The sequence below is a fragment of the Priestia sp. HNGD-A6 genome, from assembly GCF_045784335.1.
Lineage (GTDB): Bacteria > Bacillota > Bacilli > Bacillales > Bacillaceae_H > Priestia > Priestia zanthoxyli.
The window spans coordinates 2882456-2908424 of record NZ_CP138621.1 but is presented as its reverse complement, the minus strand read 5'-3'; the positions used below and the strand labels follow the sequence as shown (position 1 = coordinate 2908424).

The window sequence follows — 25969 nt, the reverse complement described above, 5'->3', positions numbered from 1 at the left end:
CCCTATCTACGATCTGTGTGCAAGAAGTCCTCGGTGGATCGTTTCTAATTTGCTGCTAATGCTGCCATCATAGATACGATTACCAATGCGAAGCTTCACGCCGCCGATTAGGCTTTTATCTACTACATTTGAAATATTTAACGTATGTTTTCCAACTTTTGAAGCAAATGATTGCGAGATTGCTCGTTTCTCATCTGCGCTTAAAGGTTTGACAGAATAAACAGTTGCGTCTGCCACGCCACGTACTTCGTTCGCTAGGAAACGATACTCTTGCACCATTTGGCTAACAATTTGAATGCGGTGACGCTCTAATAATAGAAGAACCGTATGTTGAACAGTTGGTGAAAGTTCAGCAAATGCCTCACTTACAAACTGTTTTTTTCGCTCAATTGTAATTTTTGGATGAGTTAATACATCCATTAATTCAGGTGTTTTAGCAAACACCTCTTCAACGATTTGTAGCTGGTCTTGCATTTCATCGATCATCTGTTTTTCTGTTGCTAATTGAAAAAGAGCTAGTGCATAGCGCTTGGCTACAGCTGGTTGACTCATCGTACATCCCCTACTTCTTGGATATATTCATGAATTAACTTCTCTTGATCTTGTTCAGAAAGTTCTTTTTCAATAACTTTCGACGCAATTAAAACAGATAATGAAGCAACTTGCTCACGTAACGCAGCAACTGCTTGATCTTTTTGCTGTTCGATTTCTTGTTTTGCTGCAGCTTTTAGACGCTCAGACTCTTCGCGTGCTGCTGCAATGATTTCTTCTTTTTTATCTTCTGCAGACTTTCTAGCGTTTTCCATCATTACTTGCACTTCTTGACGAGATTGCTTTAAGATTTCACGCTGCTCTTCAACAAGCTTCTTCGCTTCCTCATTTTGCTTTTCTGCTTCATCAATCTCACCGGCAATATGCTCTTCACGTTTTTTCATGATTCCCATTACAGGACCAAACGCGAATTTTTGAAGTAACGCAAGTAGGATAAGGAACATCACTAATTGGAAAAGAATATCTCCACCATTAATGCCTGCTGCTCCTAACACAAACATGTTCGACACGGCCATGTTCACTCCCTTCAGAGACTCCACATATATAATTTACTTCTTAAAGACATAAAGTAATGGCGAAGGTTCTTTTGAATGATCTTCGCCACATGTAACACATTATTATTTACCTTGTACCATGAATGCAATAACTACGGCGATAATTGGAAGCGCCTCAACTAAGGCAACCCCAACGAACATCATTGAAGTTAATGTACCACGTGCTTCTGGTTGGCGAGCTGTGCCTTCAATCGTCTTAGAAACGATAAGACCGTTACCAATACCAGCACCTAGTGCCGCTAAACCAATCGCAATTGCAGATGCTATTAAACCCATTTTATAAAGTCCTCCCTTAATATATATGATTTTGTTTAACTAAGTTTTGTTTTGTCCAAATTGGGTATTACTTGAACAAAGCTTTATAAATTAATGGTCGCTACTCACTTTGTGAGATAAATAAACCATCGTTAACATTGTGAAAATGAAGGCCTGAATTGCGCCTACAAAAATACTGAATCCTTGCCATAAAAGCATTGGGATAGCAGCTCCAATTGTACCTAGGAAGCCTGTTGTTGCTAAACCAGCTAGCAAGCTTAACAAAATTTCCCCAGCATAAATATTACCGTAAAGACGAAGGCCAAGCGTTAACGTATTGGCAAACTCCTCGATAATCTTAAGCGGGAATAAAAATGCCATTGGCTTGAAGTAATCTTTCGTGTATGCAGAGAAACCTCGCATTTTAATACCATAATAATGTGATAGTACAACTACCATAACGGCTAACGTCAGCGTAATTGCTGGATCAGCGGTTGGCGATTTCCACCATAAGTTATGGTCAATCACGATGGCGAATGGAAGACCCAACATATTTGACACAAAAATGTACATAAGTAAAGTTACACCTAGCGTCAAAAAGCGGCCACCTGTTTTCCAATCCATATTGCTATTAACGAGTCCTTTGACAAAATCTAAGACCCATTCAATAAAGTTTTGTGCACCGCTTGGCTTCATAGCAAGAGTACGAGTACATAAAACTGCAATTAAGAATACAATAACAGAAGCTACGGTAACCATAAGCAAGTTACTTTGACTAAAAGTAAGGCCTAGAAACTCTATAGTTGGTGATTCATGACCCAACTGTGTTCACCTCTCTTTCTATCTTCTACGCATATTTTGAACAACTAAATCTATGATAATGACAACATAATACGTCATTAATCCCACAACTACACTAATAATATGAAAGGTTTTTGGATAAGAGATGGTAATCACAACTGCGAGAGCAGCTGTTGCAAATCTTACAACAGTCCCAATTGAACGGGGCTTTTTCCCCTCATCCAACGCCTGTCCAAACTGCTCAAACTTTCTTACTAAGTTCCACAAATTATACAAACTCAGGGCGGTTCCTAAAATTAAACCTGCAAAAACAGCCTTATAACTTGTAAATCCCCAGCCGAGAACGTATAATGCTAACAAATACAATATGTATGAACGAAGTCTTGGAAAAACGTGCTGCAAATCCTGCATGAATTATTAATCTCCTGAAAAAAAATGGTGGACTGTCCGCAGCATCATAAAAACACCTGCTGCTAGCCCTGAAAGAAGGCCTAAAATCAAAAATAGTGGTTCGGTGTCAAGCCATTGATCAGCCCATCTTCCAGAGAATAAGCCAATTAAGACTGAACCTGCTAACTGTGATAGAATGATTGACACTAATGCCATCGCTTGCAAAGGATGACGGTTGCGATCTTTCATAAGCTCATACCCCTTTTGCAAAATTTTCTTTTTTCCGAATTCTCTATCGTTTTCATAGCTCAATATATGATAGAAAGGCAAAAAAAATTGCTAAAAAAGGTAAAAACAGCTAATAAAATACGCAGAAATATCAACGGTTTTCACAGGTTGAAAACCTTATCATTTATATTCCCTGTAAGCATACAATAGCGTATATTTAATGTCAATGTGTTTAAGCTAAAAACTTCACAATCTCTTCTTATTGTTCACATTTCTGCCACACATAAAACCTCTTCAAATGAAAACATTTAAAGAGGTTCATTCAATCGTTATTGTACTGTGTACAACCTGCTCTTGTCTATGCTTTTTCACAAATGCAAATATTTGGTACACTCCTGGTACAAGCGATTCATCAATCGTTATTTTTCGTTTTCTCATGCCTCTTTCTACATCCACGTCAACATCTAAATACGATACAAACTGTAAAGACTGCTTATCAAAAAGAGCGACGCCTAACTGATCTGCTCCTTCAGGCAAAAACAGTTCATAGCTATACGTATTTTTCTCTTTTTCCGCTGCTACTTGCAATCCCATGACACGAGGATAATCTGGAATGCTAATCATGTACATATAGGGAAGCGAAAATGTTTCACGTGAATCATTTATTTCCAAATATCCGTCATATATACCTTTATTTTTAAAACGGGGCTGCACCGATAAAGTGACAGCTATCTCTTTTGTCTGACGGGGTGGCACCGTGACGGGTAATGGAACATCCCAGTTCACTCCTTCATCCCTTTTTGGAACGTTTAAGCGATACGTTTTTGCTTTATCAGACTGGTTATCAATTTTAAAAGATAAAACTTTCTTTGATGGACGCGTAAAAATACCAAAAGATAAAGAAGATGGATAAAACAAAGATTCTGCTGTGACGGCTTTTGCTATTTGAATTCTTCCCGCTCCTTGTTCATATACGCGATACGTTTGACCGTTTAGCTGCTGCATTACTTTACTGGTGTTCATCAATGAAGCTTTGACTTGTTCAGGAGACCAGTTCGGGTGAGCTTGTAAAATCAGCGCACACGCTCCAGCTACATGGGGCGCAGCCATACTTGTGCCATGCATGCGTTCATATCCTCCAGGAACTGTACTATTAATGAAGTAACCTGGTGCGACGACGTCTGGTTTGATTCCCCAAGTAGTCGTTACAGGCCCTCTTGAACTGAAAGATGTGAGCAAGTCTTGCACCACTTGCTGGCCAGTGCGTAAGTACGGTTGTTGAGACTGAATGTGTTGGGTAATGGTGTCACCGCTTTTTTTACTTACCCATATCACGGGAATATTTACTGACTCTTTTAGTTTACTGACTATGCTTTTTTCTGTCGGGCTATATAAAATAACCGCTTTTGCTCCCGCCTGTTCAGCTTGTTTAATCTTTTTTTGAACCGCATTTCCTTCTGCTTTTAGCAAAATGACGTTACCCGACGCATGCTTTTGCTCTTTGGAATCTTCTTCATTTATTACACGCAGCGTTTGATTAAACGTCCATGGACGAGACCCTTCTACTGGCGCCATCATAATTTTTTCTTTGTTAAATCCAATTGTTAGAAATTGAACTGTTGTCGGAGAAACAGAAGCGCCAACGGAAATAGCTTTTCCCGCTGTACCCGGAGAGCCCACCGTCCATAAACCTGGACCTGAATTGCCGCTAGATGTAACCGTTACAATTCCTTTTTCAACAGCTCGATCTAACGCTAAGCTTGTTGGTAAATCAGGGCCATTCACATCATTTCCTAATGATAAATTAATAATATCTACATCATCTTGAATTGCTTTTTCAATAGCTAGAATAACACTTTCAGACGTTCCAGCTCCTCCAGGTCCAAGAGCTCGGTATGCATAGATTTCCGCTTGGGGTGCTACGCCTGTAATATTCCCATTCGCTGCAATAATACCAGCTACATGAGTACCGTGCAGAGTCGGTTCTCCTTGCTCACGAGTGGTTTCCATCGGCTCATAATCTTCATCTATTACATCGTAACCCCCTCTGTAGGTTTGTTTTAAATCAGGATGAGAATAATCAACCCCCGTATCGATAACGCCTACTTTGATCCCTTTTCCTGTTAAGCGCTGATTGTGAGTATCAAACAAGCCTCTTACCTGTTCTGAGCCAATGAACGTTACGCTATTTTCTTCTGTAACCTGATAGTTTTTAATAGAATGTGAACTAATAATAGATGGATTCTGAGATAGTTTTTCCAAATCAGAGATGGAGCCGTTTAATGAAAGTCCTGTAAACACCGTGTGAAATTCGCTCTTAATCTTTATATTAGGATAATTTTTTTGTAGCTGACTTTTAAATTTCGTGAATTTTTCTTTTTTAATCATCACAATGATTGATTTTTCCTGATGATTCATTTCTTGTTTTATAGAAGGAAATGTCGGATTGAGCGACATTTGCCCTCCCCCACTCCCCAATATAAAGCTAATCATTAACCATTTAATCCACATAAAAAAACACCTCTCACACTATCGTGTCTCAAAGAGACGCTTTTCATGTGAAAGGTGTTTAGAAATCTTACGAAAGCGGATTAAAAGCTTCCGGTCTGTTTTCACGGCGGTTGAAATAGTAGCTAATAGCATCACAAATGCGTTTAGAAGCTAAGCCGTCTCCGTAAGGATTCGATGCTTGTGACATTTGCTTATATACGCCTTCATCTATTAACAGCTCTTTTGCTAGCGTATAAATCGTTTCTTCTTCCGTGCCTGCTAGTTTGAGCGTTCCTGCTTCAATTCCTTCCGGGCGCTCTGTTGTATCGCGAAGTACCAATACAGGTACGCCTAATGAAGGAGCTTCTTCTTGAACACCGCCCGAATCTGTCAAAATAATATGAGCGCGCTCAGCGAAGTTATGGAAGTCAATTACATCTAACGGTTCAATTAAATGAATGCGCGGGTCATTTCCTAAGATATCGTTTGCTGTTTCTCTAACTACTGGATTCAAATGAACAGGATACACAACTTGCACATCTTCATGTTCATCTACAATACGCTTAACAGCACGGAACATATTTTTCATTGGTTCGCCTAAATTTTCGCGGCGATGTGCCGTTAACAAAATAAGACGATCATCTCCCAATTTCGTTAACACTTCATGCTCATATGTCTCTTTTACTGTTGTTTTTAACGCATCGATAGCTGTATTTCCAGTCACAAAGATTCGCTCTTCTTTTTTGTTCTCTGCTTGCAAATTAGCTGCAGACTTATCTGTTGGAGCAAAGTGCAAATCAGCGAGAACACCTGTAAGCTGACGGTTCATTTCTTCCGGGTATGGAGAATATTTATTCCATGTGCGCAAACCTGCTTCAACATGCCCGACCTGAATCTGATTATAAAAAGCTGCTAGCCCAGCAATAAACGTCGTAGTTGTATCACCGTGTACAAGTACCATGTCCGGCTTTACTTTTTTCATTACGTCGTCCAAGCCTTGTAATCCTCTGGTCGTTACGTCCATAAGGGTTTGGCGATCCTTCATAATGTTCAGGTCATAGTCAGGCTGAATGTCAAAGATGCTCAATACTTGGTCTAACATTTCACGGTGCTGAGCCGTTACTGTAACAATTGCTTCGAACTCTTCTGGTCGCTTTTTAAGCTCTAATACTAGAGGAGCCATTTTAATTGCTTCTGGTCTTGTCCCGAATATCGTCATTACTTTAATTGGCTGCTTCATGTTCATCACCCAAATCTACAAATTATTTTGTACCGAATAAACGATCCCCTGCATCACCTAAACCTGGAACAATATATCCATGGTCATTTAATTTTTCATCTAATGCTGCAATGTAAATATCTACGTCAGGGTGTGCTTCTTTTACAATTTCCACGCCTTCAGGAGCAGCAATTAAACACATAAATTTAATGTTTTTAGCGCCTCTTTTTTTCAGAGAGTTGATTGCTTCTACAGCTGACCCTCCTGTTGCAAGCATAGGATCTACTACAATAAAGTCACGCTCTTCTACATCATTAGGTAGCTTTACATAATATTCAACAGGCTGTAATGTTTCTGGATCACGATATAAGCCAACGTGTCCAACTTTAGCAGCTGGCATTAGTTTTAAAAATCCATCTACCATGCCGATACCAGCACGAAGAATTGGAACGATACCAAGCTTTTTCCCTGCAATAACTTTTGACTTTGTTTTGCAAACCGGTGTTTCAATTTCAACATCTTCTAGCGGTAAATCACGTGTTGCTTCAAAAGCCATTAAGCTTGCCACTTCATCAACTAATTCACGAAACTCTTTCGTTCCCGTTTTTACATCGCGTATGTAAGTTAATTTGTGTTGAATAAGCGGGTGATCAAATACGTATACTTTGCCCATTGATATCTCTCCTTATATATAAAGATGTACACATTAAAATACCATTCAACGAATTGAATGGTACGTACTAGTAAAAACATATCTCTTGCTAATTAAATTTATACATTGCATTCATTTTACAGAAAAAAGTTTTTGAGTTCAAGCATTATTCAAAAAATGATTGGATTGCTACCACTTTCTCCATAAAAAAACAGGCACAAAGGCCTGTCTCTCTTAAAGTGATTTATACATTTCAAACTTGCTTGTTAAAGCTTCAACGCGTGTTTTAGCTTCAGCTAACTTTTCTTCATCTTCAATATTTTTAAGCGTTAATCCGATGATAGAAGCAATTTCATCCATCTCTTCTAAGCCAAATCCGCGAGTTGTAACCGCAGCTGTACCAATACGGATACCGCTTGTTACAAATGGGCTTTGCTCATCATAAGGAATTGTATTTTTGTTTGTTGTAATACCTACATCATCAAGCGCTTTTTCAGCTACTTTACCTGTCAAATTCATTGAGCTTACGTCGATTAACACAAGGTGATTGTCTGTTCCTTCAGATACAAGAGCAAATCCTTCTTTCTTTAATCCTTCTGCTAAACGATTAGCATTGTCGATGATATTTTGAGCATAGTGCTTAAACTCATCTTGTAATGCTTCACCAAATGCTACTGCTTTTGCAGCGATAACGTGCATCAATGGACCACCTTGAATACCAGGGAAGATCGACTTATCAATCTTTTTCGCAAATTCTTCTTTACATAAAATCATACCGCCGCGTGGCCCGCGTAGTGTTTTATGTGTTGTAGTTGTAACGAAATGAGCATGTGGCACAGGATTTTGATGAAGTCCTGCAGCTACTAGACCAGCAATATGAGCCATGTCTACCATTAAATAAGCGCCTACTTCATCAGCGATTTCACGGAAACGCTTGAAGTCGATTGCGCGTGGATATGCGCTTGCACCAGCCACAATTAATTTTGGTTTGTGTGTACGAGCTTTTTCTAATACGTCATCGTAGTTAATGCGATGTGTTTCGCGATCTACACCATATTCGATGAAATTGTACTGAACACCACTAAAGTTAACAGGACTTCCGTGCGTTAAGTGACCGCCGTGCGATAAATTCATACCAAGTACTGTGTCTCCAGCCTCTAAAACAGTGAAGTATACAGCCATGTTTGCTTGTGCACCTGAGTGAGGTTGAACGTTCACGTGCTCTGCTCCGAAAATTTCTTTTGCACGATCACGAGCTAAGTCTTCTACTACATCCACGTGTTCACAACCACCGTAGTAACGTTTAGCTGGATAGCCTTCAGCATATTTATTTGTTAAAACTGAACCTTGTGCTTCCATTACCGCTGTTGTTACAAAGTTTTCTGAAGCAATTAGCTCAATCTTAGTACGTTGTCTTTGTAATTCATCCTTGATCGCATTATAAACTGCTGGATCTTGTTGCATTAGTTGTTTCTCCATCAAAATCCTCTCCTCGTTTCGTATTCGCAATGTTCGTTATTTGTTAATTCAACTACATTGTAACATGATTTATTTAGAATAAAAAAGAAAAAATGTGTATTATTTTAATATATTTAATTACGAAAGTTCGTAAAACGCTCTCATTCCACCGATTAGTTTTGGACGCGTCTTTGCTAAAGTAACATGAGCGTGTCCAACTGCGTTCAACGTACAACGAACGGGTACTGCGACATGCTTTAAATGCATACCAATGAATGTATCTCCAATATCAATCCCAGCATCAGCTTTAATAAACTCTACTAAAACAGGATCTTTAAGCTGGCCATAGGCCTGTGTAGCCATCGCTCCACCTGCTTTATGAATAGGAACAACACTAACGATTTCTAAGCGTTCTTTACGAGCTAATTCTCTTTCTACTACCAGTGCTCGATTAAGATGTTCACAGCATTGAAATGCTAAGTGGACACCCGTTTTTTTTCGAAAATCTGCTAGTGTATCAAAGATCATTTCTGCAACTTCCATTGCGCCTGCGGTTCCTATTTTTTCACCAATTACCTCGCTTGTACTGCATCCAATGACAAGTGTATGTTCTGAAGATAACTGCACTTGTGCTGAAAAATCAGATAAAACTGTTTCCAACTGCTCTTTCCATTTCGTAAGTTCAGACACGTTTTTCTTCCTTTCTTCCATTGAATACGTTCACATTATGCCGTTACTGTTGCATCACTTTGCTGCTCATACTGTTTAATTTTATTCACGCGATTTTCATGTCGCCCGCCTTCAAATTCTGTCGTTAACCAAATTTTCGCAATTTCACGTGCAAGTCCCGGCCCAATGACGCGTTCACCCATTGCTAAAATGTTGCTATCATTATGTTCTCTTGTGGCTTTTGCACTAAACGTATCATGCACTAGAGCGCAGCGAACTCCCTTTACTTTATTAGCTGCTATGCTCATACCGATGCCTGTTCCGCAAATAAGAATGCCTCGACTTACTTCTTGGCTCGCCACTTTTTGAGCAACGGGAAGTGCATAATCCGGATAATCGACAGATGCTGAGCATTCACACCCTAAATCCACATATTCAATATTTAATTCTTCCATTAAAGAGATAATTTCCTGTCGTAAATTTATACCGCCGTGGTCAGATGCAATAGCTACTTTCATCTTTGTTTCCTCCTCATACATACCTTCATCTTCTATTAATTTTTGTTCAGTTTAAGTCTGCAAAAATTTATGGGACCTTTTATAATTTGTCGACTATTTTGTTAATCATACGCTCTAACTCTTCTAAAGTCTGTTCGTACGTCTGTAATGATCCGCCAAACGGATCAGATACTTCACCTTGCTCGCCGGCAAATTCTTTTAGCGTAAATAATTTATCACTTACGTATGGAGCTTGGTTCAAAATTAGCATTTTATGCTGCTCCGTCATCGTAAAAATATAAGTAGCCCACATCAATTGTTCTTCCGTTAATGCTGCCGAAGCATGAGAACAAGCTATGCCTTTCTGTTGAAGGGCAACTTGTGCATGAACAGAAGCTTCACTTCCATTTGAAGCGAATACACCTGCAGACTTCACGTTTATTCCATCTATTTTTTTAGCTTTCAGCAACGCTTCTGCCATAGGGCTGCGGCACGTGTTTCCTGTACATACAAATAAGATGTTTTTCAAGATACATCCTCCCTTGCTTTCACTATGTGCGACTATGTTGATATTCCACCCTATTGTATCTCTATTGCTTGCATAAATCCAGTTAGCTTTTTTGGGTGTTTTTTATCCATGATCTCTTTATTTATCTTGAAAAAAACACCTTCGCTTTCCTTTTTTTATTGCTGTAATTTAAAAGAAGCAAAAAAAGACCATAACCTGCATGGTCATGATCCTTTACCTATTTATATATAGTTAAAAAGGTAATAGCAATTTGATGCCAAAAGCTAATAAAATGCTCCCGCCCAGTGCCTCACTATATGAACCAAGCCAGCCTTGTACTCTTCTGCCAAGCAACAGTCCTAACCAAGTTAATAGCATACTCACTACGCCAAAAACAATAATGGTCAAAAACGTTCTTGCCCCAAAAATACCTAAGCTAAGTCCAACAGAAAAACTATCTAGACTCACGCTGAGCGCAAAAAATAATAGTCCAAAGCCAACTGGTTTGATAAACGGCGTATCGTCATGCTTAAAGGAGGAATAAATCATCTGCGCCCCAAGAATCAGCAATAAAATTCCACCGCCATAGGTAGCAAACATTCCAAGTTTATCAGACAAAAGTCGTCCAATAAACATGCCCAATAGCGGCATCCAAATATGAAATATACCGATAACAACACCAATGTAGAAAATTTGGCGAAAGCGTAAACGAATTAACCCCATTCCCAAACCAACTGAGAAAGCATCCATTCCTAAGGCAAACGCCATAATGACTAACGTGATCATTTCACTAATTAACTGAGATACATTCATCTTTACCCTCCTCGGACGTGCTCCTATTTCAAAATATGCACATTCGAAAAGGTTTAGAAGATGAATTTTATTGCTTAATCACGTGATGTCCTGCAGCTTTCATTAATCGATTCATAACGGCATGACCGACTCCTTCTTCAGAAAAACTTTCACTAACGATAATATCTACATCGCACTCATTAAATGAACGAAGAGACTCATATAAGTGGCTAGCAACCGTCTCTAAATTTGAGCGAGATCCACATGTAATGACGGCATCGGCTTTATACACATTTTCATGTTCAGATGTCGTTAATACCCCTACTCGCTTACCCTGATCTTGATAGTGATCAATAATAGATTGGAAAAAATCTGAACTGCCGTCAACAATGACAAGCGGTGCATCAGGTGCGTAATGCGTATATTTCATACCTGGAGATTTTGGCGCTTCTTTATCACTTATTAACGCTCGATCTACTTTTACGGGACCAATTACACTTTCTAACTCTTTCTGAGTAATGCCGCCTGGACGTAAAATAATAGGAATCTCTTCAGTACAATCAAGGACAGTCGACTCTACTCCTACCCCTGTCGCTCCTCCATCTACAACTCCGCTAATACGCCCTTCTAAATCATTCATCACGTGGTGAGCTAAAGTGGGGCTTGGCTTGCCGGAGAGGTTTGCACTAGGAGCTGCGATAGGCAAAGCCACTTTTTTCAATAATGCAAGAGCTACCGGATGTGATGGCATTCTCACTGCAATGCTGTTTAAACCAGCCGTAACCTTATCTGAAACTTGATCTTTTTTAGGTAATATCACGGTAAGAGGACCTGGCCAAAAAGCATCAATCACTTTCTCTGCTTTTGAAGGAATTGACTCTACAAATGTATGCAGCTGCTCTTTATCTCCAATATGAACAATAAGAGGGTTATCACTAGGACGTCCTTTCGCTGCAAAAATTTTATCCACAGCTTTATCCGATGTTGCATCTCCTCCTAATCCATACACCGTCTCTGTAGGAAAAGCAACCACTTCGTGGTTGCGCAGCAAATCTGCTGCTTCTTCTATCTGTGGATAAATATCTTTTTCGTTCATAAAATTATCCACAACCCATAACTTAGTTTCCATCTTCTTCAACTCCTTTTTCTTTCTATATCTAGGTTTTTTTTACTTTAAAAGTACAATATGTATCAAAAACAGTAAAATACATGTATTCATTATATCAGCAAACAAGCTTTATCCACAAAATGTGGATAAAGCTTAGGTTTTTGTGAATAACATTGTGGATACCCCATTAAAATGATTTATCCACATTTCCTTTTAACTAGCTGCATAAAACATCACGTAGACATCCTTAGGATTTGGTAACTGTTTTAAATACGAATGTTCTTTTAACAAATCAGGTAGAGCACTATAAGATGTTTGCTGAAAATTCATCATTTGAAAAAAATGCAGAGAGGATGCCTTATTTGTTAGTAAATATAGTTGCTTCACACCATGCTTTTGAGCCAGCTGAACGATACTTTTAAATAGCAGCAGAATATCAGATTGCATCAAAGAAGGTGACACGACAAGGGAGCGAAGAATTCCGTCCATGCCTTCTTTTTCAAACCCAACTGTTGCTAGCAGCTCGCCTTCTTCACTTTCCATGATGACAAATTGATGAATATGTTCTTCTACACCCGCTGTGCTAATACCCGCTTTTTGTAAAAACTTCTGAATTCGAATATAATCATTTTCACTGGCAATTTTTAATTGTTCTCTCATTTTAATCACCTCAACTTGTTTTCTAGTAACAAATCTATGAGATGGTTAAAAAAAGTAGAACTGAATTTTATTTTTAATGATTCTATTAATTAAATACGGACGATACCCATTCTACTACAAAAAACTTAACTTCTACAGAATCTTCTTTCGATTTAGCATCAGCTTTTTTCTTAGATGAAACAGACTTTTCAGCTTCCTTACTTTCCTTTTTCTCAGCCTTAGCGCTTGTTTCTTCTTTCGCTGTGTTGCTTGTATCCTTTGCAGCTGCTTCTTTAGAAGATGCCGTTGGTTGAGAAGGTTCCTCAGCTTTCTGCTTAATAGAATCCGATGTAATAGTTGCAGATTGAATTTCTGTCTTCACTGCGGGTTCTTTACTTTCAGCCGACGTATCATCTGTTTTGTCTGCAGATTTTAATTCAGAAGCTGCTGGTTTTTCTTTTTCTACCTTTGGTTCTTCTTCAGATGGCTCTGGCGCTTTTACCGCTTCACCGTTTGAAAAATCTAAGAAGCATAAAGGAGGAAATAGTACACACCACCAGTTTGCTCCTTCTCCTTTACCAAGAGTAATAAGCACGGCTTCATACTCACCTGCTGGATATAAAAACTGACCGTACAACTTAGTAGGAAACTCTACTTTTCCGAATTTAACGTGAACAGATTCATTTACGCCTTCTTCTTTTAGCACTTCTTTCGCAATTGTCTCAAGCGCTGGCAAATTTTCTTTAATTGTTTTTCGAGCTACAGTTACAGATGTTAAATCTTTTACCCATTCTGTAATTTGTTCGTTCACACGGTCACGAATCAGACGTTTTACGTACTGATCTTTTTCACCGTCGCTGTTTGCTAAAATACGCAGTCGAATTGCCTCGTCTGGAATGACTGCAGGCTGATCTGCCTGCACTTGGTTATGTGTATATATAAGTTGAGCATTTGCTCCAATAATTAATAAAATAAAATAAATGATAGCATATTTCTTCATTTCGGCCACCGCCCTTTCATAGGAACAGTATGGCCGAAAGCAAGATATCTTAAACTAGTAATTTAGTAAAAAAATGCATGATTTTCAAAAACCAAAGGGAAAATCATTCCCTCTGATTTTTTTAGTTATCACGAAGTTGTGCAAAAACCATTCGATCTTTTCCATTAATATCATATACACATTCTACAAAAGCTGTCGGAAACGTTTTTTGCAGCATCTCAGCTACATCTTTTGTCTGTCCGGCCCCGACCTCAAATCCAATAATACTGTTTGACTTCGTCACATATGGCAACTCTTCCATAAAACGTCGATAAAAATCCAGACCATCTTTTCCACCAAAAAGAGCTCGATTTGGCTCATGATCTTTTACCACTGTGGACAATTCATCATCTGCTGGAATATAAGGCGGATTAGACACAATTACATCAAATTTCTGATTTGATGATAGGAATGGTTGTAATAAATCTCCCTGTATAAACGTGACAGCAGCGTCCAGATTTTGAGCATTCTTCTTGGCTACATTTAAAGATTCTATAGCTATATCTGTTGCTGTAACATTGACGCTGTCAAGCTCCAACGCTAAAGTGATAGCAATCGCCCCACTTCCCGTTCCAATATCGACAAGCTCAATAGACTGGTGTTGAAATTCTTTTTTCATTCGAGAAATCATTCCATATACGAGCTCTTCTGTTTCCGGTCTTGGAATTAATACATGTTCGTTTACAATAAATGAACGTCCGTAAAATTCTTCTGTCCCGATGAGATATTGTACAGGCATCCCTGCTTTATGAGCATGGACATCTTGTTCAAATCTTTTTAGCGTTTCTTCTTCTAGTTCTTCCTGCAGAGCACCTAGCAAATGAGTTCTCGTCATCTGTAAGTGATGGCGAAGCAAGAGTTCTCCCGCGTTTTCATCTCGCTTTGCCTCTTTCAAAAAAGAAGAAGCCCACTTAAGGGCTTCAAATACTTTCATTAGTTCGAATCTTCCATTCGGCGCGCTTGGTCTTCCATTACTAATGCATCGATGATTTCATCAAGCTTGCCTTCTAAGATTTGATCTAGCTTTTGAATCGTCAGACCAATACGGTGGTCCGTTACGCGATTTTGCGGGAAATTATACGTACGGATACGCTCAGAGCGATCTCCTGATCCAACTGCTTGTTTGCGCGTTGCATCGTACTCTGCTTGTGCTTCTCGCTGGAATTTGTCGTACACGCGAGCACGCAATACTTTCATTGCTTTTTCTTTATTTTTAATTTGAGACTTTTCATCTTGACATGATACCACTGTATTTGTTGGTAAATGTGTTAAACGAACTGCCGACATCGTCGTATTAACACTTTGGCCACCAGGTCCACTTGAAGCAAATGTATCTACACGGATGTCTTTTTCATGAATATCCACTTCAACTTCTTCCGCTTCAGGAAGACATGCTACTGTTGCTGTAGATGTATGAATACGACCGCCTGATTCTGTTTCAGGAACTCGCTGAACACGGTGTGCACCGTTTTCAAATTTCATCTTTGAGTACGCACCTTTACCGTTAATCATAAAGATAATTTCTTTATAACCCCCTACTCCAGTAGTCGTTGCTTCCATTACTTCTGTTTTCCAGCCTTGTGATTCAGCAAAACGAGAATACATGCGGTACAAATTAGCTGCAAATAACGCTGCTTCATCTCCACCAGCCGCTCCACGAACCTCCATGATTACGTTTTTATCATCGTTTGGATCTTTTGGAATTAATAAAATACGTAGCTTTTCAACTAGCTCTTCTTGCTGCGTTTCTAACTCGGCAATTTCTTCTTTGACCATGTCGCGCATATCTGCATCAAGCTTATCTTCAAGCATCGTTTTCGCTTCTGATAACTGCTCTTTTACATCTTTGTATTCCTGATAAGCGGCTACCGTTTGTTGTATATCTGATTGTTCCTTCGAATATTCTCTCAACTTAGAGGGGTTGTTTACGATCTCAGGGTCACTCAGAAGTTCGTTTAACTTCTCATAGCGCGCCTCTACCGCTTCTAAACGATCAAACACGTCATTCACCTCATTCTTTATCCATAACATTGTAATTATAGTATAGCTTTAAAATAGAGTCAAAACCTTGTTAATACACGTATATGAACAAAAAAACAGAACTGCGCGTTCTGTTTTTATCATCATAAAATTCTTGCTTTATTTTTCGACCATTTCGCTTGAGTCCACAGACACAGCCTGTCCTTTGGACTTTTGCACAACGTGGCAATGACGACATCTTGGTTCGTACGATTCAGACGCACCGACTAAAATAATAGGGTCGTCATAAGAAGCAGGCTCACCGTTAATCAAACGCTGCGTACGGCTCGCAGGAGAGCCACATGAAGCGCATACGGCCTGTAGCTTTGTTACCGATTCTGCAATAGCCATTAACTGGGGCATTTGTCCAAAAGGTTCACCTTTGAAGTCTTGGTCTAACCCTGCTACAATCACACGAAAGCCTTGATCTGCTAAAGATTGAACAATTTCTAAAATATCTGTGTCAAAAAACTGTACTTCATCTATCGCTACTACGTCTGTCTCTTCATTTACTCGCTTTAAAATATCGCGCGATGCTGAGATTGAATAAGCCATAACAGATGTACCATTATGTGAAACGACAGCTTCTTCACTATATCGATTATCAATTGCAGGCTTGAACACTTGTGCTTTTTGTTTAGCAAACTGCGTACGGCGCACACGTCGAATCAACTCTTCTGATTTCCCTGAAAACATACTGCCACAAATTACTTCTATCCAACCGCTTTGTTTCATTACGTACACCACTGCGGGACTCTCCCTTCTTCTCGTTCCGTTTCTGAGCGAACCGCTACTAACTTAATCTACGTCTTCTATGTAGATCTTATTCCTATGATAAAGTACCCACTTTTTTATCAAGCAGACACTGTTTTTCTACTTTTTTAAGCAAAAAAACAGGCAAGAAGTTAAGCTACTTGCCTGTTTGTTTCGACAATGTGATTATTTAAGACCGTATTTTTTGTTGAAGCGATCAACACGGCCACCAGCTTCAGCGAATTTTTGACGACCAGTGTAGAATGGGTGACATTCAGAACAAGTCTCAACGCGGATCTCTTCTTTTACAGAACCACTTTCAAATTCGTTTCCGCAAGTACATTTAACCATAACTGTTTTATAGTTTGGATGAATTCCTGTTTTCATTCGTTTCATCTCCTTCCGCCCTGAATCATTCTGAAACAGAGTTTATTGATAAAGATAGTGATGAAATAATACCTATTTCACTGTGTACTTTATCAACACACATGATGAAATTATAACAAGGGTTGTATGCTTTTGCAACCACATGTTTTATAACTTATCGTTTATTTGCTAGAAGCGTTTTTTTCTCTTCCGTTAACATCGAAAAGAACTCTTCATTTGTCTTTGTTTGACGTAAACGTTTTAAGAATTTTTCTGCAAAATCAGGAGCATCTGCCATTGATTTGCGAATTGCCCATAAGTGGTCTAAATGCTCTTTTGGAATTAACAGCTCTTCTTTACGTGTGCCTGAACGACGAATGTCAATCGCAGGGAAGATACGTTTTTCAGCTAGTGAACGATCTAGATGCAGTTCCATGTTACCTGTACCTTTAAATTCTTCATAAATAACATCATCCATACGAGAGCCTGTATCAATTAAGGCTGTTGCTAGAATGGTTAAGCTGCCTCCATCTTCAATGTTACGCGCAGCTCCAAAGAATCGTTTTGGACGATGAAAAGCAGCTGGATCAATACCCCCTGATAGTGTACGACCGCTCGGTGGAATAACTAAGTTATAAGCACGAGCAAGTCTTGTAATGCTATCCATCAAAATGACAACATCTTTTTTGTGTTCGACAAGTCTCATCGCACGTTCAAGGACAAGTTCCGCTACTTTAATGTGATTTTCTGGCACTTCGTCAAATGTAGAACTGACAACATCACCGTCAACCGAACGCTCAATGTCCGTTACTTCTTCAGGACGCTCATCAATAAGAAGAACAATCAATTCCGCATCAGGATGATTGGTTGTAATGCTATTGGCAATTTCTTTTAACAGCATCGTTTTACCTGCCTTTGGCGGCGCAACAATTAGTCCCCTTTGCCCAAATCCAATTGGTGAAATCAAGTCAATAATACGCGTAGAGAAACTTCTTGGCTGAGTTTCCAGCAGCATTTGCTCATTTGGATAAATCGGGGTTAGTGCTGGAAAATGTACGCGTTCTTTTGACGTTTCTGGGTCTTCTCCGTTTACTGCTTCTACATGCAGTAACCCGTAGTAGCGCTCATTTTCTTTCGGAGGACGAACTTTCCCCGATACCTTGTCTCCATTACGCAGATCGAAGCGACGAATTTGTGAAGCTGAGATATAAATATCTTCTGAACTCGGTGAATAGTTAATTGGTCGTAAGAAACCGAATCCTTCTGACTGAATAATTTCAAGAACGCCTTCCATAAATAAAAGCCCATCTTGTTCAGCTTGAGCCTTTAAAATAGCAAAGACAAGTTCTTTTTTCGTTAATTTACTATAGTACGAAACTTTATACTCACGAGCATGTTCATATAGCTCTTTTAATTTCATATTTTCTAAACTGGATAATGTTAAGTTCATTAGGACACCACGCTTTATAATGAATAATTTTTAACCGTTCCTCCCATATTAAATTCAAATATAAAATTGAGAGATGATATGGATGGAATAAATCTGTGAAAATGGAGAATATAACCTTTGAAGTATAATAAGTAGAATCAATTGATTAACCATACACTTTTAGAAGAATAATTCCGACATAAAACCATTTATATTATCTTGATAAATTTAACGTAGCAATTTATATTCTAACCTTTTTCTATCTTTTTAATCAATCTTTTTTTACTTTAGAAGATGAATAAAAAAAAGGAAATTTAATAGCTTAAGAGAAGCAAGGAAAACCTTTTCATAATTTCACATTAAAGGAAATAAACTGGACGTTAAAATAAGAAGTGAAATTTATCTTTTAGCTTCCCCTTTTTATCTATTTACCCTATTCATAAATATATAAGCTACACAGACATAGAAGAACGTTCCTACACCTGTGTAGCTTATTTAACGGCTCATTTCTAGAATTTGCTTTCCTGACTGTTGTGCAATTTGCCTCTATGAATTTTGAAATTGTTCAATTTCTTCTTGAGTCATCTCTTCACGCCAAATCATTGCCCCTAAATCCGATAGCTTGTCTACTAAATGGCTGTAACCTCGGTCAATGTGCTCTAAACCCGTTACTTCTGTAATCCCTTTGGCCATTAAGCCTGCGGTTACAAGGGCTGCTCCTGCTCGTAAGTCCGACGCTTTCACACGTGCACCTTGTAAGTGAATGGGACCATTAATAATAGCTGAACGTCCTTCTACCTTAACAGATGCATTCATTCGTCTCAGCTCGTCAATATGCTTAAACCTTGCACCGTAAATTGTATCTGTCACAACGCTTGTACCTGATGCTCTTGTTAGAAGCGTCGTGAATGGCTGCTGTAAATCAGTTGGAAAACCTGGATATACTAACGTTTTAATATCTACGGGCTTCAACAGCTGACGAGTCGCTACGAGAATCTGATCTGAGCTTGTTTCGATATGAATACCCATTTCCCGCATTTTAGCCGTTAATGACTCTAGGTGCTGAGGGATAACGTTGTCAACAACAACTTCTTTTCCCATACTCGCTCCCATAATCATATACGTGCCTGCTTCAATTCGGTCTGGAATGATGGAATGACGGCATCCTTTTAATTGATCTACGCCATCAATTCGAATAACGTCCGTCCCTGCACCTTTAATACGGGCACCCATACTTGTCAGTAACGTAGCTACATCGATAATTTCAGGCTCTTTAGCAGCATTCTCGATAACGGTACGCCCTTTTGCTCTCACAGCAGCTAGCATGATATTGATTGTTGCTCCTACGCTCACAACGTCTAAATAAATTCGAGCACCAATCAGTTCATCAGCTCGAATGTAAATAGCTCCTTGCTCATTTGTTACTTTCGCACCAAGAGCTTCAAAGCCTTTAATGTGCTGATCGATTGGTCTTGGACCAAGGTAACAGCCTCCTGGAAGACCAACTACCGCTTTTTTAAAGCGTCCCAACATCGCCCCCATTAAATAATAAGAAGCGCGTAATTTTTTTACTTTTCCGTTCGGTAAAGGCATTGCAACCATTCCGGATGGATCTACTGTTAATTCGTCGTTATCAATGGTTACTTTCCCACCAATTTCTTCAACTAAATCCCCTAATAACTGCACGTCTGAAATATCAGGCAGACCTTCAATTGTAACAGGTGACTCGGCTAAAATTGTTGCTGGAATAAGCGCAACGGCACTATTTTTAGCACCACTGACGCGGACGGATCCACTTAAGGTAAAGCCACCTTGTATTTTTAACTTTTCCATTTATAGCTCCCTTCTAGTGAAAGAAAGTTTCTCACCTAGTAATTGAGGAAAATTTTGGTACAAAGAATACCTAAAAGAATGGTTATTTTTCCTATTACCTACTAGTGTACACGAAAATGAAAAAATCATGTATAGTTTCGACAAGATAAAAGAAAAATATGGCATTCACCTGTCAGGATGGTAAATGCCACACAAATTTATACATGTTTAGACATTTCGTTTTTCCCAATCTGCTAAAAATTGGTCAATTCCTGCATTTGTTAACGGATGTTTGAACAATTGCATTAAAACTTTGTAAGGAATTGTCGCAATATGTGCTCCATTTTTTGCAGCTTCTGTTACGTGCATCGGATGACGAATAGATGCTGCAATAATTTCGGATGGAATGTCATGAATTGCAAAAATATCTGCAATATCTGAGATTAAATCGAGGCCATTAAAACCAATATCGTCTAACCTTCCCAAGAAAGGCGATACGTAAGTAGCACCTGCTCTTGCTGCCATTAACGCTTGGTTAGCTGAGAAAATAAGCGTAACGTTTGTCTTAATACCTAAACTATTAAATTCTTTTACTGCTTTTAAGCCATCTGGAGTCATCGGTACCTTGATTGTAATATTCGGCGCAATCGCAGCAAGCTCTTTTCCTTCGCGAATCATGCCTTCTGCATCAAGCGCAATCACTTCTGCACTTACAGATCCTTCAACGAACTCTGTAATTTCACGAAGACGATCTTCAAACGTGATGTTCTCTTTAGCTACTAAACTAGGATTTGTTGTAACCCCCGCTAACAAACCTAATGAATGCGCTTCCTTAATCTCGTCTAAATTAGCCGTATCAATAAAAAACTTCATGAATGCCATCCCCCTGTGTTATGTATTCAGAATGATAAGAAAATTATAGTAAAAATAAAACCGCCTTACAATAAAAATAAGACGGTTTTATTTTTCAGACTCAACTAACTGCAAACAGGCCATCCGAAGATTTCAAATTATGCTTTGTTAGAAGAACCGAATTCACGCATTTTACCTTGAACCGTTTCTTTGATTGCTTCGCGAGCAGGTCCTAAGTATTTACGTGGATCATATTGTTCAGGTTGCGCAGCTAATACTTCACGAACAGCTTTAGCTGAAGCAATTTGGTTTTCAGTGTTTACGTTGATTTTAGCAGTACCTAAAGAAACTGATTTTTGGATATCTTTTGTTGGAATACCAGTTCCACCGTGTAGAACTAATGGTAAGCCTGTACGATCTCCGATTTCTTTCATTTCAGCAAAACCTAGGTTTGGTTCACCTTTGTATGGTCCGTGAACTGATCCTAATGCTGGAGCTAAGCAATCGATACCTGTACGGTTAACAAGTTCTTCACACTCGTTAGCATCTGCATAGATAACACCCTCAGCAATAACGTCGTCTTCTTGTCCACCAACAGTTCCTAGTTCTGCTTCTACAGATACTCCGTGGAAGTGAGCTAGTTCAACTACTTTAGAAGTAATTGCAATGTTTTCTTCAAATGGGTGGTGAGAAGCATCGATCATTACAGAAGTGAATCCAGCATGGATTGCTTTTGCACATGATTCAAAGCTTGAACCGTGGTCTAAGTGAATTGCAACTGGTACTTGAACGTCGTAATCTTCGATTAGAGCTTCAACCATTGCTACAACAGTTTTGAAACCGCCCATGTAGCGTGCTGCACCTTCAGATACACCAAGAATAACTGGAGAGTTTTCTTCTTTTGCTGCTTGAAGAATAGCTTGAGTAAACTCTAAGTTATTTAAGTTAAATTGACCTACTGCATAGCCTTGTTCTTTTGCTGTAATAAGCATTTCTTTCATTGATACTAAAGGCATATTGAAATCCTCCTTAAAATCAACCTTAGATTAGATGCTAACCAAAAGGCACACTCAAATAGTATGCTCTTGAATTGAGTGTTTCATGTAGAAACAACGCGCATCTTTACATAATAGATTGTCGAATTATGAATACAGTAATTAGGATACCAACTAACAATGAAAACAGCAACATTTTTAGGCTGATATTCAAAATTTGTTAGGATGAAAACCCTACCAAAACCTTAATTCGACTTTACTGGTATATATTCCCTAACAACTTTGCGGATTTCATCAATATCAAAAGGTTTTGCAAAGTGAGTTAACGCTCCTAGATCTTTTGCTTCTTGAATCATATCCAATTCACCATAAGCGGTCATAATGATGACTTTAATCGTTTCATCGTGCTGCTTTAACCTTTTTAAAATTTCGATTCCATCCATTCCTGGAATTTTCATATCTAATAAGACAAGATCCGGTGCTTGCTCTTTTGTAATATCAATCGCCTGGAAGCCGTTCGCCGCTTGAAATGTCGTATAGCCTTCTTTTTGCAGCACTTCCGTTAATAAAATACGTATACCATACTGATCATCAACAATTAAAATTTTCTCTGCCAATATAATCCCACCTTTTATATTCCTCTTCTACAGACAAAACTAACATATGTATTTCGCCTTTAAAACAAAAATCCCTGCTAATTAGAGAAATTGTTACAAAACATAGCTTTTTTTGTCATCCATCTAACTTCATTGCACTTTACTTTCATTGTAGCTCATTTCAAGATAGAATACAGATAGCTTTTTTCGTTATAATGTGTAGATAGACGGCTTTAGCCGCTTAAATCGAAGGGAGATTCTATGCTTAAAATTTTCACAACTCAACTTTCAGGTTTTTTTAAACGAATTGAAGAACAAGAAGAATTCCAATTTGAAGATGCCGCGCGTATTTTAGCACAGGCCTCTGTCGGAGAAGGATTTATCTATATTTATGGTGTAGAAGAAATGCATGCCGTTACACTAGAAGCACTAAGCAGTGCAGAACCTTTAAGTCAGGCAAAACCTTTGCCTTTACATGAATTGGATCAGCTGACTAGCGTCGATCGCGTACTGCTTGTCTCTCGATTTTCAACAGATCACAAAGCTGTGGAAATAGCTGAACGTTTAAAGAAACGCGATATTCCATTTGTCAGCATTGCTGCTGTCCCTAAAGAAATAACCGAACCTTCTTTAACAGCACTCGCAGATGCTCATATTGATACAAAATTGTTAAAGCCCCTTATTCCTGGAGAAGACGGCTCAAGATTTGGTTTTCCAGCAATGATGGTCGCTTTATACGCGTACTACGGTTTAATTTTTACATTAAAAGAAATCGTAGAAGAATATGAATAAAAAACACGCTGTCTAAAGACAGCGTGTTTTTATTTCACTTATTTGTTTTGGCCTGACTCCATTGATGCGCGAATAAATTCTTTGAACAATGGTTGCGGTCTTGTTGGACGAGACGTGAATTCTGGGTGGAATTGTGAAGCCAAGAACCATGGGTGGTCTTTAAGCTCTACAATTTCAACTAAACGGCCATCCGGGCTTGTACCAGAGAAGATAAAGCCTTTCTCTTCCATTTGCTGGCGATATTCGTTGTTAAATTCATAGCGGTGACGATGACGCTCATACACCACTTCATCTTGATATGCTTCATATGCAAGCGTATCTTCAGACAATTTACAAGGATATAATCCTAAGCGTAATGTACCGCCTAAGTCTTCTACGTCTTTTTGTTCCGGTAATAAGTCGATAATTGGATAATTTGTTTCAGGTGCAATTTCTGCTGAATGTGCGCCTTCTAATCCTAATACATTGCGTGCAAACTCAACTGATGCTAGCTGCATACCTAAACAAATACCTAAGAATGGAACTTTTTGCTCACGTGCATATTGTGTTGCCACAATTTTACCTTCGATTCCACGATCCCCAAATCCACCTGGAACTAAGATACCGTCTACATCACCAAGTAAATCTTGAACATTTTCTTTTGTTACAAATTCAGAATTTACCCACTTGATATTTACATCTGCATCGAATGCATATCCAGCATGTTTCATTGCTTCTACAACAGAAATATAAGCATCTTGAAGCTCTACATACTTACCAACTAATGCAATTTTTGTTGTGTTTGAAAGTCCTTTTACTTTCTCAACAAGTGCTTTCCACTCAGTCATTTCTGCCTCTTTGCAATCTAATTTCAAGTGATCGCATGTGATTTGATCTAAGTGCTGCTCTTGTAGAGATAGTGGAATTTCATATAATGTTTCAGCGTCTGCACACTCAATAACTGCTTTTGGATCAATGTCGCAGAATAAAGCTAGCTTATCTTTCATATCTTCAGAAATTGGCATTTCTGTACGAACAACAATCACGTTTGGCTGAATACCTAAGCTACGTAATTCTTTTACACTATGCTGTGTTGGTTTTGTTTTCATTTCACCAGCCGCTTTTAAATATGGCACAAGTGTACAGTGAATATACATAACGTTGTCACGGCCAATATCGCTTTTGATTTGACGAATAGCCTCTAGGAAAGGAAGTGATTCAATATCTCCTACCGTTCCGCCGATTTCAGTAATAACAACATCTGCGTTTGTTTCTTTGCCTGCACGGAAAACGCGTTCTTTAATTTCATTTGTGATGTGCGGAATAACCTGAACTGTTCCGCCTAAATAATCACCGCGACGCTCTTTTTTCAATACTGTTGAATATACTTTACCTGTTGTTACATTGCTGTAGCGATTTAAGTTGATATCGATAAAACGCTCATAGTGACCTAAGTCTAAGTCTGTTTCCGCGCCGTCATCTGTTACGAATACCTCACCGTGTTGGTATGGACTCATTGTTCCTGGGTCTACGTTAATGTATGGATCAAACTTTTGAATCGTTACGTTCAACCCACGGTTTTTTAATAAACGGCCTAAAGAAGCTGCTGTAATCCCTTTTCCTAGAGATGATACAACACCGCCTGTTACGAAAATATACTTTGTCATCTATACTTCCCCCTCTAAATAATTTGAACTGTACAATATTAAAAGTTTTCACATAAACAATCACAATTCATTCATTGTGCATGCGAAATTATAAGAAACCTTATGAATGTGAAACGTTCAAGAACCAAAAGAAAGTTTCTATCAAGGATTTATAAGAACATATCGGGGTGTAAAACATTGATAAATAAAATAAAAAAATTGCTCCCAATACCAAAACTGGATTGGGAGCAATAGTCTATTTTAAATAAAAACTTTTTAAATGCTTGTTTAAAGAGCCCAAAAAAGATTCTACCTACTTCGCTTGAAAAAGTCAAGAAGGATTATTTTTCTTTTTCGTCCTCATAATCGTCTTCTTCATCTTCCTCATCATCGTCTAGATCATCTTCTAAATCGTCAAAATCGTCTTCTGCAAGATCATCTTCATCTTCTTCTAGCTCGTCGATGTCTTCAAAATCTTCTTCTTCGTCTAGATCGTCAACATCTTCATAATCTAAATCTTCTTCTAGATCATCAAAGTCTTCAACTTCTTCAACAACAGCTTTTTTCGCTTTTTTCTTTTTAGGTTTTGCAACCGGAATAACTTCTTCTTCAGCCTGGTCAAAAGGATACCATCCACGAAGACCCCAATGGTTGTCCCCTACTGTTAAAAAGCGACCATCAATATTAATATCTGTATAAAACTGAGCTAATCTCGTTTTTAATTCTTGATCTGACATTTCCGCTGCTGCTTTAATTTCAGCAATAATTTCTTGGAATGACATTGCTTGACGATCTGTTTTTTCTTCTAGAAGCGCGTAAGCAATCTCAATCATCGACATTTCTTTTAAATCCGTTTTTGAGTACTGTGCTAAACTCAAA

Annotated in this window: 29 protein-coding genes; 1 reads left to right on the top strand and 28 read right to left on the bottom strand. The window is 38.6% G+C overall.

The genetic code is table 11. From position 1 onward, the window contains the following. Positions 1 to 6: 6 nt before the first annotated feature. The 26 genes from SCI76_RS14745 to SCI76_RS14620 form a co-directional block, all read right to left on the bottom strand. Positions 7 to 552 carry a F0F1 ATP synthase subunit delta gene (locus SCI76_RS14745; RefSeq protein ID WP_028411987.1) on the bottom strand — a complete coding sequence of 182 codons (546 nt, stop codon included), beginning with the start codon at positions 550 to 552 and terminating at the stop codon, positions 7 to 9. Continuing rightward, complete coding sequence (locus tag SCI76_RS14740) at positions 549 to 1067, bottom strand: F0F1 ATP synthase subunit B (RefSeq protein ID WP_013085463.1); 519 nt, start codon at positions 1065 to 1067, stop codon at positions 549 to 551. The genes SCI76_RS14745 and SCI76_RS14740 overlap by 4 nt, the downstream gene beginning before the upstream one ends. Positions 1068 to 1169: 102 nt before the next feature. Next, the gene (gene atpE / locus SCI76_RS14735; RefSeq protein WP_013059804.1) at positions 1170 to 1382 is read right to left on the bottom strand and encodes a F0F1 ATP synthase subunit C; all 213 of its coding nucleotides are present in this window, start codon (positions 1380 to 1382) and stop codon (positions 1170 to 1172) included. Positions 1383 to 1472: 90 nt separating this feature from the next. Further along, the gene (gene atpB / locus SCI76_RS14730; protein ID WP_013059805.1) at positions 1473 to 2183 is read right to left on the bottom strand and encodes a F0F1 ATP synthase subunit A; all 711 of its coding nucleotides are present in this window, start codon (positions 2181 to 2183) and stop codon (positions 1473 to 1475) included. A gap of 18 nt (positions 2184 to 2201) precedes the next feature. After that, on the bottom strand, positions 2202 to 2573 hold the full coding sequence (locus SCI76_RS14725) for an ATP synthase subunit I (protein ID WP_013059806.1): 372 nt from the start codon (positions 2571 to 2573) through the stop codon (positions 2202 to 2204). A gap of 6 nt (positions 2574 to 2579) precedes the next feature. Then, positions 2580 to 2801: an AtpZ/AtpI family protein gene (locus tag SCI76_RS14720; protein WP_013085464.1), complete on the bottom strand. Its 222-nt coding sequence runs from the start codon at positions 2799 to 2801 to the stop codon at positions 2580 to 2582. A 297-nt stretch (positions 2802 to 3098) separates the two neighbouring features. Beyond that, entirely contained in the window at positions 3099 to 5291 is a 2193-nt protein-coding gene (locus tag SCI76_RS14715; protein ID WP_028411984.1) for a S8 family serine peptidase, read from the bottom strand. A 67-nt stretch (positions 5292 to 5358) separates the two neighbouring features. Beyond that, on the bottom strand, positions 5359 to 6510 hold the full coding sequence (gene wecB, locus SCI76_RS14710; protein ID WP_063248427.1) for a non-hydrolyzing UDP-N-acetylglucosamine 2-epimerase: 1152 nt from the start codon (positions 6508 to 6510) through the stop codon (positions 5359 to 5361). Between the two features lie 22 nt (positions 6511 to 6532). Further along, positions 6533 to 7162 (bottom strand): uracil phosphoribosyltransferase, encoded by a 630-nt coding sequence (gene upp / locus SCI76_RS14705; protein WP_013059810.1) that lies wholly within the window; start codon positions 7160 to 7162, stop codon positions 6533 to 6535. 213 nt (positions 7163 to 7375) lie between these two features. Continuing rightward, a complete protein-coding gene (gene glyA / locus SCI76_RS14700) occupies positions 7376 to 8620 on the bottom strand; it encodes a serine hydroxymethyltransferase (RefSeq protein WP_013059811.1) in 1245 nt (414 codons plus the stop codon). 117 nt (positions 8621 to 8737) lie between these two features. Next, the gene (locus SCI76_RS14695; protein ID WP_028411982.1) at positions 8738 to 9289 is read right to left on the bottom strand and encodes a TIGR01440 family protein; all 552 of its coding nucleotides are present in this window, start codon (positions 9287 to 9289) and stop codon (positions 8738 to 8740) included. Positions 9290 to 9324: 35 nt separating this feature from the next. Further along, entirely contained in the window at positions 9325 to 9786 is a 462-nt protein-coding gene (gene rpiB / locus SCI76_RS14690; RefSeq protein ID WP_063248428.1) for a ribose 5-phosphate isomerase B, read from the bottom strand. 79 nt (positions 9787 to 9865) lie between these two features. Further along, on the bottom strand, positions 9866 to 10294 hold the full coding sequence (locus SCI76_RS14685; RefSeq protein WP_028411980.1) for a low molecular weight protein arginine phosphatase: 429 nt from the start codon (positions 10292 to 10294) through the stop codon (positions 9866 to 9868). 231 nt (positions 10295 to 10525) lie between these two features. Beyond that, positions 10526 to 11086 carry a manganese efflux pump MntP family protein gene (locus tag SCI76_RS14680; RefSeq protein WP_028411979.1) on the bottom strand — a complete coding sequence of 187 codons (561 nt, stop codon included), beginning with the start codon at positions 11084 to 11086 and terminating at the stop codon, positions 10526 to 10528. 67 nt (positions 11087 to 11153) lie between these two features. After that, positions 11154 to 12194 (bottom strand): L-threonylcarbamoyladenylate synthase, encoded by a 1041-nt coding sequence (locus SCI76_RS14675; RefSeq protein ID WP_028411978.1) that lies wholly within the window; start codon positions 12192 to 12194, stop codon positions 11154 to 11156. Positions 12195 to 12386: 192 nt separating this feature from the next. Next, positions 12387 to 12833 carry a GNAT family N-acetyltransferase gene (locus SCI76_RS14670; protein ID WP_033580397.1) on the bottom strand — a complete coding sequence of 149 codons (447 nt, stop codon included), beginning with the start codon at positions 12831 to 12833 and terminating at the stop codon, positions 12387 to 12389. Positions 12834 to 12918: 85 nt separating this feature from the next. After that, positions 12919 to 13812, bottom strand: a complete 894-nt coding sequence (gene spoIIR, locus SCI76_RS14665; protein ID WP_048021722.1) for a stage II sporulation protein R — start codon at positions 13810 to 13812, stop codon at positions 12919 to 12921. Positions 13813 to 13933: 121 nt separating this feature from the next. After that, a complete protein-coding gene (prmC, locus tag SCI76_RS14660) occupies positions 13934 to 14785 on the bottom strand; it encodes a peptide chain release factor N(5)-glutamine methyltransferase (RefSeq protein ID WP_048021720.1) in 852 nt (283 codons plus the stop codon). Further along, positions 14785 to 15852, bottom strand: a complete 1068-nt coding sequence (gene prfA, locus SCI76_RS14655) for a peptide chain release factor 1 (protein WP_013059820.1) — start codon at positions 15850 to 15852, stop codon at positions 14785 to 14787. Before prfA ends, prmC begins: the two co-directional genes overlap by 1 nt. A gap of 138 nt (positions 15853 to 15990) precedes the next feature. Next, a complete protein-coding gene (locus SCI76_RS14650; protein ID WP_153252841.1) occupies positions 15991 to 16605 on the bottom strand; it encodes a thymidine kinase in 615 nt (204 codons plus the stop codon). Positions 16606 to 16809: 204 nt separating this feature from the next. Next, positions 16810 to 17010 (bottom strand): 50S ribosomal protein L31, encoded by a 201-nt coding sequence (gene rpmE / locus SCI76_RS14645; protein WP_013085477.1) that lies wholly within the window; start codon positions 17008 to 17010, stop codon positions 16810 to 16812. A 154-nt stretch (positions 17011 to 17164) separates the two neighbouring features. After that, a complete protein-coding gene (rho, locus tag SCI76_RS14640; protein WP_014457752.1) occupies positions 17165 to 18439 on the bottom strand; it encodes a transcription termination factor Rho in 1275 nt (424 codons plus the stop codon). A gap of 525 nt (positions 18440 to 18964) precedes the next feature. Continuing rightward, positions 18965 to 20251 (bottom strand): UDP-N-acetylglucosamine 1-carboxyvinyltransferase, encoded by a 1287-nt coding sequence (locus tag SCI76_RS14635; protein ID WP_028411974.1) that lies wholly within the window; start codon positions 20249 to 20251, stop codon positions 18965 to 18967. Positions 20252 to 20458: 207 nt separating this feature from the next. Further along, positions 20459 to 21103 (bottom strand): fructose-6-phosphate aldolase, encoded by a 645-nt coding sequence (gene fsa / locus SCI76_RS14630; RefSeq protein ID WP_063248430.1) that lies wholly within the window; start codon positions 21101 to 21103, stop codon positions 20459 to 20461. A gap of 137 nt (positions 21104 to 21240) precedes the next feature. Then, entirely contained in the window at positions 21241 to 22098 is an 858-nt protein-coding gene (locus tag SCI76_RS14625; RefSeq protein ID WP_013059826.1) for a class II fructose-bisphosphate aldolase, read from the bottom strand. 224 nt (positions 22099 to 22322) lie between these two features. Next, positions 22323 to 22697: a response regulator gene (locus tag SCI76_RS14620; protein WP_087944205.1), complete on the bottom strand. Its 375-nt coding sequence runs from the start codon at positions 22695 to 22697 to the stop codon at positions 22323 to 22325. A gap of 237 nt (positions 22698 to 22934) precedes the next feature. Between SCI76_RS14620 and SCI76_RS14615 the strand changes: the two genes are divergently transcribed. Beyond that, positions 22935 to 23465, top strand: coding sequence for a DUF2529 family protein (locus tag SCI76_RS14615; protein ID WP_033580394.1), 531 nt, complete (start codon positions 22935 to 22937; stop codon positions 23463 to 23465). A gap of 38 nt (positions 23466 to 23503) precedes the next feature. Here SCI76_RS14615 and SCI76_RS14610 read toward each other — a convergent pair whose 3' ends face one another. Both SCI76_RS14610 and rpoE read right to left on the bottom strand, forming a co-directional pair. Next, positions 23504 to 25111, bottom strand: coding sequence for a CTP synthase (locus tag SCI76_RS14610; protein ID WP_033580393.1), 1608 nt, complete (start codon positions 25109 to 25111; stop codon positions 23504 to 23506). 320 nt (positions 25112 to 25431) lie between these two features. Further along, complete coding sequence (gene rpoE, locus SCI76_RS14605; protein WP_033580392.1) at positions 25432 to 25968, bottom strand: DNA-directed RNA polymerase subunit delta; 537 nt, start codon at positions 25966 to 25968, stop codon at positions 25432 to 25434. Between the last annotated feature and the right edge of the window lies 1 nt (position 25969).

Bases quoted from the DNA above. Each gene is read 5' to 3' on its own strand.
- SCI76_RS14740 (WP_013085463.1), bottom strand. From the start codon at position 1,067: ATGGCCGTGTCGAACATGTTTGTGTTAGGAGCAGCAGGCATTAATGGT.
- wecB (WP_063248427.1), bottom strand. From the start codon at position 6,510: ATGAAGCAGCCAATTAAAGTAATGACGATATTCGGGACAAGACCAGAA.
- rpiB (WP_063248428.1), bottom strand. From the start codon at position 9,786: ATGAAAGTAGCTATTGCATCTGACCACGGCGGTATAAATTTACGACAG.
- fsa (WP_063248430.1), bottom strand. From the start codon at position 21,103: ATGAAGTTTTTTATTGATACGGCTAATTTAGACGAGATTAAGGAAGCG.
- SCI76_RS14625 (WP_013059826.1), bottom strand. From the start codon at position 22,098: ATGCCTTTAGTATCAATGAAAGAAATGCTTATTACAGCAAAAGAACAA.
- prmC (WP_048021720.1), bottom strand. From the start codon at position 14,785: ATGAAAGTATTTGAAGCCCTTAAGTGGGCTTCTTCTTTTTTGAAAGAG.
- spoIIR (WP_048021722.1), bottom strand. From the start codon at position 13,812: ATGAAGAAATATGCTATCATTTATTTTATTTTATTAATTATTGGAGCA.
- rpmE (WP_013085477.1), bottom strand. From the start codon at position 17,010: ATGAAAACAGGAATTCATCCAAACTATAAAACAGTTATGGTTAAATGT.
- SCI76_RS14745 (WP_028411987.1), bottom strand. From the start codon at position 552: ATGAGTCAACCAGCTGTAGCCAAGCGCTATGCACTAGCTCTTTTTCAA.
- SCI76_RS14725 (WP_013059806.1), bottom strand. From the start codon at position 2,573: ATGCAGGATTTGCAGCACGTTTTTCCAAGACTTCGTTCATACATATTG.
- SCI76_RS14610 (WP_033580393.1), bottom strand. From the start codon at position 25,111: ATGACAAAGTATATTTTCGTAACAGGCGGTGTTGTATCATCTCTAGGA.
- SCI76_RS14650 (WP_153252841.1), bottom strand. From the start codon at position 16,605: ATGAAACAAAGCGGTTGGATAGAAGTAATTTGTGGCAGTATGTTTTCA.
- SCI76_RS14670 (WP_033580397.1), bottom strand. From the start codon at position 12,833: ATGAGAGAACAATTAAAAATTGCCAGTGAAAATGATTATATTCGAATT.
- SCI76_RS14715 (WP_028411984.1), bottom strand. From the start codon at position 5,291: ATGTGGATTAAATGGTTAATGATTAGCTTTATATTGGGGAGTGGGGGA.
- atpE (WP_013059804.1), bottom strand. From the start codon at position 1,382: ATGGGTTTAATAGCATCTGCAATTGCGATTGGTTTAGCGGCACTAGGT.
- SCI76_RS14680 (WP_028411979.1), bottom strand. From the start codon at position 11,086: ATGAATGTATCTCAGTTAATTAGTGAAATGATCACGTTAGTCATTATG.
- SCI76_RS14635 (WP_028411974.1), bottom strand. From the start codon at position 20,251: ATGGAAAAGTTAAAAATACAAGGTGGCTTTACCTTAAGTGGATCCGTC.
- rho (WP_014457752.1), bottom strand. From the start codon at position 18,439: ATGAACTTAACATTATCCAGTTTAGAAAATATGAAATTAAAAGAGCTA.
- glyA (WP_013059811.1), bottom strand. From the start codon at position 8,620: ATGGAGAAACAACTAATGCAACAAGATCCAGCAGTTTATAATGCGATC.
- SCI76_RS14675 (WP_028411978.1), bottom strand. From the start codon at position 12,194: ATGGAAACTAAGTTATGGGTTGTGGATAATTTTATGAACGAAAAAGAT.
- SCI76_RS14720 (WP_013085464.1), bottom strand. From the start codon at position 2,801: ATGAAAGATCGCAACCGTCATCCTTTGCAAGCGATGGCATTAGTGTCA.
- SCI76_RS14615 (WP_033580394.1), top strand. From the start codon at position 22,935: ATGCTTAAAATTTTCACAACTCAACTTTCAGGTTTTTTTAAACGAATT.
- upp (WP_013059810.1), bottom strand. From the start codon at position 7,162: ATGGGCAAAGTATACGTATTTGATCACCCGCTTATTCAACACAAATTA.